This is a genomic window from Polaribacter sp. Hel1_33_78 (assembly GCF_900106075.1).
Lineage (GTDB): Bacteria > Bacteroidota > Bacteroidia > Flavobacteriales > Flavobacteriaceae > Polaribacter.
The window spans coordinates 3,139,189-3,151,817 of the sequence record NZ_LT629794.1 but is presented as its reverse complement, the minus strand read 5'-3'; the positions used below and the strand labels follow the sequence as shown (position 1 = coordinate 3,151,817).

Annotated in this window: 12 protein-coding genes; 7 read left to right on the top strand and 5 right to left on the bottom strand. The window is 29.2% G+C overall.

Translation table 11 applies throughout. The features are described 5' to 3' along the window. Positions 1 to 5 precede the first annotated feature (5 nt). Complete coding sequence (locus BLT88_RS13715) at positions 6 to 794, bottom strand: nitrilase family protein (protein WP_091955521.1); 789 nt, start codon at positions 792 to 794, stop codon at positions 6 to 8. Between the two features lie 69 nt (positions 795 to 863). Between BLT88_RS13715 and BLT88_RS13710 the strand changes: the two genes are divergently transcribed. Then, complete coding sequence (locus BLT88_RS13710; RefSeq protein WP_091955520.1) at positions 864 to 3,602, top strand: PD-(D/E)XK nuclease family protein; 2,739 nt, start codon at positions 864 to 866, stop codon at positions 3,600 to 3,602. On the opposite strand, the gene BLT88_RS13705 is transcribed toward BLT88_RS13710, so the two are convergent. Then, positions 3,599 to 4,393 carry a universal stress protein gene (locus BLT88_RS13705; protein ID WP_091955517.1) on the bottom strand — a complete coding sequence of 265 codons (795 nt, stop codon included), beginning with the start codon at positions 4,391 to 4,393 and terminating at the stop codon, positions 3,599 to 3,601. The genes BLT88_RS13710 and BLT88_RS13705 overlap by 4 nt on opposite strands. A gap of 98 nt (positions 4,394 to 4,491) precedes the next feature. On the opposite strand from BLT88_RS13705, the gene BLT88_RS13700 reads away from it, so the two are divergent. The 3 genes from BLT88_RS13700 (at position 4,492) to BLT88_RS13690 (ending at position 8,223) form a co-directional block, all read left to right on the top strand. Continuing rightward, the gene (locus BLT88_RS13700) at positions 4,492 to 5,823 is read left to right on the top strand and encodes an MATE family efflux transporter (protein WP_091955516.1); all 1,332 of its coding nucleotides are present in this window, start codon (positions 4,492 to 4,494) and stop codon (positions 5,821 to 5,823) included. 180 nt (positions 5,824 to 6,003) lie between these two features. Continuing rightward, entirely contained in the window at positions 6,004 to 7,413 is a 1,410-nt protein-coding gene (locus BLT88_RS13695; protein ID WP_091955513.1) for a PAS domain-containing sensor histidine kinase, read from the top strand. Positions 7,414 to 7,440: 27 nt separating this feature from the next. Next, entirely contained in the window at positions 7,441 to 8,223 is a 783-nt protein-coding gene (locus BLT88_RS13690; protein WP_091955512.1) for an enoyl-CoA hydratase/isomerase family protein, read from the top strand. 78 nt (positions 8,224 to 8,301) lie between these two features. On the opposite strand, the gene BLT88_RS13685 is transcribed toward BLT88_RS13690, so the two are convergent. Continuing rightward, positions 8,302 to 8,883: a hypothetical protein gene (locus tag BLT88_RS13685; protein ID WP_091955509.1), complete on the bottom strand. Its 582-nt coding sequence runs from the start codon at positions 8,881 to 8,883 to the stop codon at positions 8,302 to 8,304. A gap of 314 nt (positions 8,884 to 9,197) precedes the next feature. Here BLT88_RS13685 and BLT88_RS13680 point away from each other — a divergent pair, with 314 nt between their 5' ends. After that, positions 9,198 to 10,070, top strand: coding sequence for an AraC family transcriptional regulator (locus BLT88_RS13680; RefSeq protein ID WP_091955507.1), 873 nt, complete (start codon positions 9,198 to 9,200; stop codon positions 10,068 to 10,070). A gap of 3 nt (positions 10,071 to 10,073) precedes the next feature. Further along, positions 10,074 to 10,259, top strand: a complete 186-nt coding sequence (locus BLT88_RS13675; protein ID WP_036782492.1) for a hypothetical protein — start codon at positions 10,074 to 10,076, stop codon at positions 10,257 to 10,259. 2 nt (positions 10,260 to 10,261) lie between these two features. Here BLT88_RS13675 and BLT88_RS13670 read toward each other — a convergent pair whose 3' ends face one another. Together BLT88_RS13670 and BLT88_RS13660 are read right to left on the bottom strand one after the other, a co-directional pair. Next, complete coding sequence (locus BLT88_RS13670; RefSeq protein WP_091955504.1) at positions 10,262 to 10,921, bottom strand: HD domain-containing protein; 660 nt, start codon at positions 10,919 to 10,921, stop codon at positions 10,262 to 10,264. A 330-nt stretch (positions 10,922 to 11,251) separates the two neighbouring features. Beyond that, on the bottom strand, positions 11,252 to 11,662 hold the full coding sequence (locus tag BLT88_RS13660) for a BrxA/BrxB family bacilliredoxin (RefSeq protein WP_036782498.1): 411 nt from the start codon (positions 11,660 to 11,662) through the stop codon (positions 11,252 to 11,254). Between the two features lie 161 nt (positions 11,663 to 11,823). Between BLT88_RS13660 and BLT88_RS13655 the strand changes: the two genes are divergently transcribed. Beyond that, complete coding sequence (locus tag BLT88_RS13655) at positions 11,824 to 12,582, top strand: TerB family tellurite resistance protein (protein WP_036782501.1); 759 nt, start codon at positions 11,824 to 11,826, stop codon at positions 12,580 to 12,582. The last annotated feature ends 47 nt before the right edge of the window (positions 12,583 to 12,629 follow it).

Below are 12,629 nucleotides of genomic sequence, written 5' to 3'. Positions count from 1 at the left end.
ATATATTATTTTGAACGAGTAACCGTAAAGGAATCCATATCATTTAAGAATCCTAGTTTTTTTCTTATTTTATCTTGATTTTTCCTGTCAATAGTTGCACTAACAACACCAATTTCATTTTTAGGTAAATTAGAAATTTCTGTACCTAAATAATCAATAATTAAAGAATTTCCAGAATAGCTGTACTTATTAGCATCTATTCCGGTTCTATTGACACCTATAGTGTAGCACAGATTTTCAATTGAACGCGCTTTTAAAAGCAATTCCCAAGCTTTAATTCTTTTTACAGGCCAATTTGCCATAAAAATCAATAAATCGTAATTTTCAATATTTCTAGCCCAAACAGGAAAACGTAAATCATAACAAATTAAAGGGCAAATTTTCCATCCTTTGTATGTAATAATTAATTTTTCTTCACCAGAAGTATATACTGTATTTTCTCCAGCAAAAGTAAAGGAATGTCTTTTTACGTATGTCTCAATCTTTCCTGATGGATGTGCAAAAATTAGCATATTGTAATACTTATTGTTTTTTTCTATTACCAGACTTCCTGTAATTGCTAACTTTTTTTTGATAGCGATTTTTTGCATCCAACAAACCGAAATGCCATCGATTTTCTCAGCATTTTTTTCTGGATTCATAGTGAAACCGGTAGTAAACATTTCTGGTAAAACAACGATATCTGTATTTATTGGTAAACTGTTTATTTTCTCTTCAAAAAAAGCAAGATTTTTAGTCGGATCTTCCCAAAACAAATCAGTTTGAATACCAACAATATGTAATTCATTATCCATTAAAATAAATTTGAAGATTAAAGATGTATAAATGTAAGTTTTTGTAATTTAGAAAATCAAAAAAAATCTATGCAATCTTTTATTTCTGAAACATTAGATGATATTTTACAAACCACAAAATCATTTCAAAATGTTGTTTTTGTATTGCCTTCACAAAGAGCGAAAGTGTTTGTAAAACAAACCTTTAAAGATAAAATTTCTGTTGGTTTTTTGCCGGAAATGTTAAATATAGAACAGTTTATCCAGCAAGTTTCTGGAGTTCAAAAAGCAGATAATATTCAATTATTATTTCACTTTTATACCATTTATAAAAGTGTAGAGAAAAATCCAGATTCTTTTGACACGTTTTCTTCTTGGGCATTAACGGTACTGCAAGATTTTAATGAAATTGACCAACATTTAATAAATCCAACAGATATTTTTATTTATTTAAGAGATATTGAGCGTTTACGAAAATGGTCTGTAAAAGGTACGTTTAAGGAAACAGAATTGATAAAAGATCATTATTCTTTTCTAGAAAAACTTAGCATATATTATAGTGCCTTTTATCAATTTTTAATTGATGAAAACATTGGTTATCAAGGTTTAATGTATCGAGAGGCATTTAAAAAAATTGATACCTTTTTAAATAAAAATGAAGATAAAAAAATCTTCTTTATTGGTTTTAATGCTTTAAATAAGGCTGAAGAATTGCTGTTCCAAAAAGTATTAGAGAATGGAAATTCTGAAATTTATTGGGATATAGATGAAACGTTTTTTAATTCAACTCATCAAGCAGGAAAATTTATTAGAAAGTATAAGAAAGAGTGGAAATATTTTGAAAACAAGAAACTTAAATCTTTAGGGAATACATTTTTAGCCCCCAAGAAAATAGAGGTTATTGGAGCAGCAAAGAACAATACACAAATAAAATATATTGGTGAAATTTTAGAAAAAAATACCAACTTTAAAAATACAGCATTGGTTCTAGCAGATGAAACTTTGTTGCCGATTACACTAAATTCACTGCCGAAAAACATTGAAGCAATTAATATTACAATGGGTTATCCATTAAAGGATATTCCCACAACAAATTTATTGTTTTCAATTTTTCAGTTGTTTATTTCGCAAGAAAAATTACAAAAAAAGAGTGTAAATCAGTTTTATTATAAAGATATAATTCGTTTTTTTAAGCATCAATCTATTTATGGTTTAATAGCATCAGTAGATGCTTTTACATCGGAAATTGCAAAAGAAAATCAGACTTTTATTAATGAAAATAGACTTGCAAAATTTTTAGAAAATCAAACTCCAGAAGTCGAAAATGTAGTTTTAAATCTATTTAAACCTTTTGACAATGTGATAAATTTTATTGATAGGGTTTTAGATTTAATTAATTTATTAAAAGAAGAAGTTGATGCTTTAGAAAAAGAATATTTATTTCGATTTTACACGGTATTCACTCAGTTAAAAACACTACAAAATGAATTTCAATATTTCACAGATTTAAAAATACTTTCTCAATTTTTTAAACAATTAATAGCTTCAGAAAGTTTGTCTTTTCAGGGAGAGCCATTAAAAGGTTTGCAATTAATGGGAATGCTAGAAACCCGTGTTTTAGATTTTGAAAACATTATTTTGGCATCTGCAAACGAAGGGGTGTTGCCAGCAAGTAGTCAGCAAAATTCTTTTATTCCTTTTGATGTAAAAATCGAATTTGGTCTACCAACGTATAGAGAGAAAGACGCTATTTTTTCGTATCATTTTTTTAGATTATTACAAAGGGCAAAAAATATTTTTATTTTGTATAACACAGAACATGATGTTTTTGGAAGTGGAGAAAAAAGTAGATTTGTAACCCAGTTAGAGATGATGCGGACGGATATTGTTCAAAAAATTGTATCTCCAAAAGTGCTTGCTCAAAAAGTTAAATTAAAAGAAATTTCTAAAAATAATTTGGTGTTTGATCGGTTAAGAGAATTGGCTCACAACGGTTTTTCTCCTTCCTCTTTAACGAATTATCTGTATAACCCTATGGCATTTTACAAACAGAAAATTTTAAGGATAAAAGAATTTGATGATGTTGAAGAAACTGTTGCTTACAATACCTTAGGAACTGTTGTACACGAAACTTTAGATGAGCTTTACAAGCCCTTTATAGGGAAGTTCTTAACAGTTGATGCCATTTCTGAAATGGAAAAAATAACCAAAGATTTGGTTGTAAAACATTTTAAAATTCATTTTAAAAATGGTGACTTGAGGACAGGGAAAAATCGCTTAATTTTTGAGGTTGCGAATAGATTTGTTGTGAACTTTTTGGCACAAGAAAAAAAGTTATTAAAAGATCAAAATAATCAACTAAAAATTATCGCTACAGAAGAGAATTTATCGGCTAAAATTGAAATTGAAGGAATCGATTTTCCTGTAAAAATTCATGGGAATGTTGATAGAGTTGATGAGTTAAACGGTGAAATTAGAATTATAGATTATAAATCAGGGATGGTGAAAAGTTCTGAGTTAAAAGTATTAAATTTTGCAGAATTAAGAGAGAGAGAGCAATACAAAGCGATTCAGGTTTTGTTGTATGCATTTTTATACACCAAAAGTAAAAAATATAATAGTTCTAAAAATTTAAAAGGAGGTATATTTTCTTTTAAAAATCTAAACCAAGAGTTTTTAGCGATTAATTTCTCGTCAAATTACAGAAGTCCAGAGACAACGATTACTCCAGAAAAATTAGACCAATTTTTAGAAGAGATAAAAGGTTATATCAGAGAAATTTATAATCCAGCAATCGATTTTATAGAACCTGCAGATTTAAAGTATTAATTTTTTCCTTTTAAAATTAATAGAGGAACACTAGAGTGAAATTCTTCTTTTAAAATAGTATTCTTTTCCCATAATTTTTGAAAGAATCCTCTTTTACGCCTAAATACACACAACAAATCAGGTTGATGTTTTTGAAAATGTTCTAAAACTCCTTGAAAAGTAGTTGCTTTCTCGGTAATAGTTAATGAAGATTTTAATGCCTCTAAAGATTTATTTAAAACTAAATCTTCATCCGTATAATTAGTTGTTTTTACCAATAATAAATTTACTTCAGAGTCAAATTTATTCATAATAAATTGAAGCGGTTTTAAAGCTGTTTTACTTTTCACAATGCCAGATTTAAAAGCCATTAAAATATTTTTAACTGGACTATACTTGTAACCTTCTGGAACTGTTAGTATTGGTAAATTAGTTTTCTTTACAAGGCTTCCAACAGTTTTACCTAAGAAAATTTCTTCTTTAATTGAATTGCTTTTTGCACCTACAATAATTAAATCTATACCTAAATCATGGTCAATAGCTTCCACACTATCTATTACAGAACCTTTTGCAGCGATCAATTTTACATCTACATTTTTTCTATCAACAGAATTCACTATTGTTCGCAAGTATAAATTGGTTTCACGTGCAATAATATCATCAATATTTATGATGGTTCCAGCTTTAGTTTGCGCACTATAAGCTCTAAAAACTAAAATTTTTGCATCAATTTCTGAAGCAAAATCAATGGCATATTGTAAGCTGTTTTGTGCACTTTCTGTAGATCCAATAGGTACTAAAATGTTTTGCATGATAGATTTTTTTTTAGACCACAAAGTTACTCATTTTTAAGAAAGTAATAGCTTTTCAATTTTTTTAGATACGTACCTTTGTTAAAATTATATTTTTAATGAAAACCAATATTAGCTTTAATTATATTAATAAATTAGCAATTCCTGCTTTAATAGCAGGTATAGCGGAACCTTTGTTATCTATCACAGATACTGCAATAATTGGTAATATTGATGAAAATGCTACAGAAAGCCTAGCCGCAGTAGGTATTGTTGGTGCTTTTATTTCCATGTTAGTTTGGGTTTTTGGGCAGATTAGAAGTGCAATTTCTTCTATAATTTCACAATATGTAGGTGCCAACAAATTAGGTAAAATTGAAGGTTTACCTGCACAAGCGATGGCGATTGTTGTTGCAGGAAGTTTATTGGTTTTGGTAATTTCTTATCCGTTTGCAAAACAGATTTTTCAGTTTTACAATGCTTCAGGAACCGTTTTGGATTTTTGTGTTACCTATTTTAAAATTAGAATTTTTGGATTTCCATTTTCACTTTTCGTTTTTGCAGTTTTTGGAACTTTTAGAGGGTTACAGAATACTTATTATCCAATGATAATTGCGATCATTGGAGCAGTATTAAATGTTGTTTTAGATCTTGTTTTTGTCTATGGTGTGGAAGGTTTTATTCCTGCAATGAATATTGAAGGCGCAGCTTATGCAAGTCTAATTGCGCAGGTTACAATGGCGTTAATTGCATTGATTCTATTACTAAAGAAAACATCTATTTCATTAAAAATAAGTTTACCGTTTCATGAAGAAATTCCAAATTTATTAGGCATGATTGGTAACCTTTTTATAAGAACAATTGCTCTGAATATTGCCTTATATTTTGCCACTGCTTATGCAACAGGTTATGGAAATGAATATATTGCAGCCTATACAATTGGTTTAAATCTTTGGTTGTTAGGTGCTTTTATGATTGATGGGTATTCCAGTGCCGGAAATATTTTATCAGGTAAACTATTAGGCTCCAAAGACTATAAAACATTAGTCAAATTAAGCATAAAACTTGCGAAATATGGGTTCTTTATTGGAATTATTATCGCTATTTTTGGATTCGTTTTTTATGACTTTATTGGTCAAATTTTCACAAAAGATCCGTTGGTTTTAGAGCAGTTTTATCATGTCTTTTGGATTGTAATCTTAACACAGCCAATAAGTGCAATCACTTTTATTTTTGATGGAATGTTTAAAGGGATGGGTGAAATGAAATATTTGAGAAATCTTTTAATATTATCTACGGGTTTTGTTTTTATTCCAACACTTTTGTTTTTTGATTGGTTAGATTATAAATTAGTTGCCATTTGGATTGCTTTTACATTGTGGATTTTGGCGAGAGGAATTCCGCTTATTTTTAAATTTAGAAGTAAGTTTTTACCCCTGGTAAAATCTTGATTTCTATATTGCTTTCACTTTTTAATTTGGCTATCTTGTACATCTAAAATTTAAGGAAGAGGAAACCGAATAATTTTCTTTTAATTATTGTTTTTGGAATGCTTATTGGTACTAATAATAAAAATAATTTTCTTGAAAATATTTAAAAATATATCCCTTAGAATTCGCATATTTTTATCCATGATTATATTGGTGTTATTAGCATCTGTTTTAATTTTAGGAGTTACGGTGTATCAATATGACGAGCAAACAAAAGATTATAACATCCAGCGTTTTGAGCGAAAAGAAGCAGCTACAATTAAAACCATAGATTTAGAACTGACGAACAAAACAAAGTATCCTTTAAAAACAGAAAATTTAGCTAAAATTTTTCAAGAACGGATCTACGAAATCTCTTCGATCAATAAATTAGATATTGCTATTTATGATTTAAACGGTAATCTTTTAAAGTCATCTATTAAAAGAATTTCTGAAGAGTTTGAATCAAAAATAATTTCTCAGGGAGTTGTTACAGAATTAGTAAAAAACGATAATCATAAAATTTTAAAAAGTAGAGAGAGAAAAGGTATAGGATACCAAACGTCTTATTCTTTTATAAAGGATTCTAAATTAGAGCGAATAGGAATTTTAGAAATTCAATTTACTCAAGATAATTCTGAAATACAAAAAGAGTTAAGAGAATTTATTTCGAGATTAGGTTTAGTATATCTATTTATGTTTTTAATAGCGATTTCTTTAGCTTATTTTTTATCAAGTTATATTACAAGATCCATACAGACTATTTCAGATAAAATGCAACAAACGCGGTTAAACGAACGTAATGAAAAAATTATTTTAAATGCAGCAAGTTCAGAAATTGAAGTTCTAGTAGAGGCATATAATAGTATGATTGATCAACTTGAAGAAAGTGCTGTAAAGTTGGCAAGAAGTGAGCGTGAGCAAGCATGGAGAGAAATGGCAAAACAGGTGGCGCATGAAATCAAAAACCCATTAACTCCTATGCGTTTATCTGTTCAAAGTTTTGAACGAAAATTCAATCCAGAGGATGAAAAAATTAAAGAAAAATTAGCAGAATATAGTAAGACTTTAATTCAGCAGATAGATGTAATGAGTTCTATTGCTTCTGCATTTTCAGATTTTGCTAAAATGCCAACGCAAAAAAGAGAGAGAGTTGAGGTGATTAGTGTTGTAAAATTAGCTTTAGATATTTTTAACGAGGATTCTATTAACTATTTAGCAAAAGACAAAGAGTTGTTTGCTAATTTAGATAAAACTCAATTGATTCGAATTGTAACGAACTTGGTTAAAAATGGAATGCAGGCAGCAGAGAAGACAGAAACTCCTATTGTTAATGTTGCAGTTTCATCAGAGGGAAAGCATATTAAAATAACAGTTTCTGATAATGGAAAAGGAATAGCTGAAAATGTTAAAGATTTAATTTTTGAGCCAAAATTTACGACAAAATCAAGTGGGATGGGGCTTGGTTTGCCAATGATTAAAAACATTATAGAAGCGTATGAAGGTACTATTTCGTTCACATCAGAAGAAGGAAAAGGAACTGTTTTTACCGTAATTTTACCAAAAGAATAAAAATAATTAGTTTTTAAATGATACGATATGAAATTCAATAATATCTTAGTTGAGAAAAATAATAATTTAGCCAAAGTAACGATTAATAGGCCAGAAAAATTGAATGCTTTAAATAGTGAAACAATTCATGAGTTAAGTGATGCTTTTGAAGCTTTGGAAGATGACGAAGCTATTAAAGTAATTGTACTTACAGGAAGTGGAGAAAAAGCTTTTGTAGCTGGTGCAGATATTTCTGAATTCGCCCATTTTTCTGTTAATGAAGGAGGAACTTTGGCAAGAAAAGGGCAAGAGATGTTGTTCGATTTCATAGAAAGTTTATCAAAACCAGTTATTGCTGCTGTCAATGGTTTTGCTCTAGGAGGTGGTTTAGAATTGGCAATGGCTTGTCATTTTAGAATCGCGTCGGACAATGCAAAGATGGGATTGCCAGAAGTTTCTTTGGGGGTAATTCCTGGTTATGGGGGCACGCAGCGCTTACCGCAATTAGTGGGTAAAGGAAAGGCAATGGAATTAATTATGACTGCTGGTATGATTTCGGCTGAAGATGCATTGAGCTGTGGTTTGGTAAATCATGTAACAACTCAAGAAACATTATTGCCTACAGCAGAAAAGATTGCTAGTAAAATTATGCGAAATTCATCCGTTGCAATTTCTGGAGCGATTAAAGCTGTAAATGCTAATTTTGAAGATGGTACAAATGGTTTTGATACAGAAATCAAAGAGTTTGGCAATTGTTTTGGTACTGAAGATTTTAAAGAAGGAACAACTGCATTTCTGGAAAAGAGAAAGCCTAATTTTCCTGGAGCTTAGAATGATAAAAAAAAACGAGTCATAATTGGCTCGTTTTTGAATTAAATTAAAATTTCCAATGTATAAGTTAATTAGTACTTAAATTTTAAAGTTGTGAACGTAACTTCTTTTATTATTATACATAACAACTTTATAGTCACCTTTTTCTTCTTTATCTAATTTGTATACTCTGTTTAAAATCACTTCACTCTTAATAGTTTCTGAGTAAATAATTTCATCATTATAATATAATGAAATTTTTGAAGGCTTTTTATCAAAAGCAATTTTAGATATCATTAGGATATTTTCTTCATTTCTAATGACTGGTTTAAAAATTACTATTTTAGAATTTTCATTAAAAATTACGGTTCTGTTTTTAACTTCTAAAGTTTTTACAATAATTTCAAAATCTTTATTTAATTCAATAGTGTAAGTACCATCACTCAAAGAGGATAAATCAAACACTTTAGCTAGTAATCCCGGCTTAGAGACAGTTTCGGAACGAATAATTGTTCCATCCTTGTCTTTAATGGTGAGTAAATGTCCTTTTTTCACTTCATTAAATACCAGTTTAATGTTTTTAGTATTTAATACGTTGCTTACATCTGCTCTGTTTGCGAAGTTTACGAATGTTCCTAGTAAAAAAACGACTACTAGTACTTTTGTTTTTATTGTTTTCATCATATTGTATTTTAATAATTATTTCTTTTTTTGACTTTGTGTTATAAAAAAACCTATTGTTATTAATTGAACTAAATAAAGGATTGCAAAAAACACAATTACTGTTGTAAATAAAATTCCTTCCTTGTTTAACATAATTTTAATTTTATACTACAAAGTTATAGGAAGAACTATCATATAAAAACAACACAATTGGTAATTTTATGTTCTAAATTAACAAATTATCTCATGTTAACTTTATGTAAAGTTAATTAAGCATATAAAATTGATAATTTTATATAGATAATCTCTTTTATGTATTGTATTTTTGTAATATGATACTGAAAAAACCAACACTTGAAAAAATTACCCCCAATTTTGGTGCTTCTTTATTAGTGAAAAAGCATTTAGAGTTTTTAAAGACAAATACACCCTTTTGGCATTTTCATCCAGAAATAGAATTGGTATATGTTAATAAAGGAAAAGGAAAAAGACATATAGGGAATCATATAAGTTATTTTAATAATAGTCAATTAGTGCTCATAGGTTCTAATTTGCCGCATATTGGTTATATAGATCGTTTAACAACAAATGGTTCTGAAACTTTGATACAGTTTCTGCCAGATTTTTTAGGAAAAGATTTTTTTAAAATCCCAGAAATGGCAGCTATCGCTACTCTTTTTGAACGTGCTAAAAAAGGAGTACGATTTAATATTGAAATTAAACAAAGAATTGGCGCTAAAATTGAAAAATTAATAGATTTAGAAGGAGCAAATAGAATAACATCTTTTATAGAGATCTTAAATGATTTAGCAACTACAAACGATTATACATTATTAAATGCAAATGGTTTTGCTTTCGAGGCTATATCACAAGACAGTAATAAGATAGAAATCATTTATAGCCATATTAATGATAACTTTAAGGAACATATAACTTTAGATGAGGTTTCTAATCTTGTAAGTATGACTGTGCCAGCATTCTGTAGGTATTTTAAAAAATCTACAGGAAAAACGTTTACAAAATTAGTTAATGAATATAGAGTTGTGCATGCTACCAAATTATTAGCAGAGAGTAATATGAGTATTACAAATATAAGTTTTGAGTGTGGCTTTAATAACTTTTCACATTTTAACAAGTTATTTAAAGAGTTTACAGGTAAAAGTGCTTCTATTTATAGAAGTGAAATGAAAGATTTAATTCAGTAGATTATGGAAATTATATTAGAAAACAAGATTGAAAAAGCATTAGAATATTATACTTTTAAAAGTAAAGAAATGAGAGATTTTGTGAATTCAAGCAAAGATTTAACGGTAGAACAAATTGTTGAATTCGGAGAAGAATTAGCTGTTTTAGAATATAAAATTACAGCATTAGAAGTAGCAATAGAAAGTTAAAATTAGAGTTTTCCATTCCATTCGCTATAAAACTGTTTTAAATATTCTTGCATAAATTGATGTCTTTCTGAAGCAATTCGCTTGCCAGAAAGGGTATTCATTTTGTCTTTTAATAATAATAGTTTTTCGTAAAAATGGTTAATAGTTGGTGCAGTTGACTGTTTGTATTCTTCTTTACTCATATTTAAATTTGGTGCAATTTCAGGATTGTAAAGTGCTCTATTTTTAAAGCCTCCAAAATTAAAGCAACGCGCAATTCCAATAGCCCCAATGGCGTCTAAGCGGTCTGCGTCTTGCACTACCTCCAGCTCTTTAGACATGAACTTTTCAACATCCTTTTCCAAAGAATTCTTATAAGAAATGTGCTGTATGATTTTTATAACATGATTAATCGTTTTTGTATTTACTTTTTGAGTTATGAGAAATTTACTAGCTTTTTTAGGGCCAATAGTTTCATCACCATCATAGAATTTTGGGTCCGCAATATCGTGTAAAAGGGCCGCTAATGAAATGACAAAAACATCTACCTTTTCTTCTTTAGAAATTAAAATCGTGTTTTTAAAAACTCGCTCTACATGAAACCAATCATGGCCGCCTTCAGCATGTTCTAATTCTTTTTTAACAAATTTAATGGTGTTTTCAATTACTTTTTTTTGATTCATATTACTTTCTTGAGGCGAGTTCCTTTTTAATTTTTTTAACTTTAAAAAGCATTACAAAAAATATAGGGGCAAAGAATAAAGGTAAAAAAGTTTGAAAAGAAATACTTTTTTCTAAGATAGAAAACCGGAGAAAAACTATCATTAAAACAACAACGATAGCTTGAATAATTGCAATAGTTTTTTGTGATTTTAATTTCTTTTTCAGTTTTTTATTGGTGTGTGTCGATAATACCGAGGCCATATCTTGGATTTTTTATAAAAATAAAAAATCCATTCAAAATAGAATGGATTTTAAGGTTCTTTCTTTTGGAAAGGATTTATAATGTTCTTTTAACAAAACTCTTCGTAAGCTTGTGCTAAATTCTGAGCAATCATTTGCGCAGATCTACCTTCAATATGATGACGCTCTAACATGTGCACTAAATTGCCATCCTTAAATAAGGCAATTGCAGGCGATGAAGGAGGGAAAGGAATCATATGTTCTCTTGCTTTTTGAGTAGATTCTTTTTCTACACCAGCAAAAACAGTGGTTAAGTTTGTAGGTGTTTTTTCAGCTCCAAGAGAGGCAATTGCCCCTGGTCTTGCAGTACCTGCAGCACAGCCACAAACAGAGTTTACCATTACTAAAGTTGTTCCTTCTTTAGACAATGCGTTTTCAACATCTTCACCTGTATATAATGCTTCAAAACCAGCGTTAATTAACTCATCACGCATTGGTTTTACTAATTCTTCTGGATACATAATATTCATAAATTTAAGCTACAAATATAAGAATAATTCAATCAAAATTCAAGATGTAATTCAAAGCTTATTTCAATAGATCTATAAATAGAATTGATATGATAATCTTTTCATAAAAATAACGTTGTTTCCTTATATTTGTGACAAAATTAAAATAGTATATGGGAAGTTTTACCAAATGGTTAGGTGCAGGTTTAGGCTTTAGTTTAGGAGGTCCAATTGGTGCTGCAATAGGTTTTGCAATTGGTAGTTTTGTTGATGGGTTTTCTGAAGAGGATTTAACCGAAGCGCAAAAAGAGTATCAACGCAGAGTTAGTAAAGGGGGCATGAACTCAGATACTCAATCTGGAGATTTTGAGATGAGTCTTCTTGTGTTGGCATCAATTGTTATAAAATCAGATGGAAAAATAGACCAAAGAGAATTGAACTTTGTTAGAAGTCAATTTGTTAGTATGTATGGAAAAGAAAGGGCAAATAGTGCTTTTAAACTTTTTAACGGGATTATAAAAAAAGAAGTTTCGGCAAGGCAAGTTTGTATTCAAGTTCGAGAACACATGCCTCATGCTTCTCGTTTACAATTAGTGCACTTCTTATTTGGTATTGCAAAAGCAGATGATTTTGTTTCTTTATCAGAAGTAGAAGATATTAGAAAAATAGCAGGTTATTTATACATTAATCCAAGAGATTTTGAGTCGATTAAAGCTATGTTTTATGATTCTTCAGAAAGTTCTTATAAGATTTTGGAAATTACAAAATCATCAACTGATGATGAGGTAAAAAAAGCTTATCGAAAAATGGTAAAAAAATACCACCCAGATAAATTACAAGGTTTGGGAGAAGAGCATTTAAAGGGTGCAAATGAAAAGTTTCAAAGCATACAATCTGCTTATGAAAAAATAAAAAATGAAAGAGGAATGTAATCAATCCTTTTTTTTGCGTCTAAAAGCCGCTGTTTTCAAGAAAATCC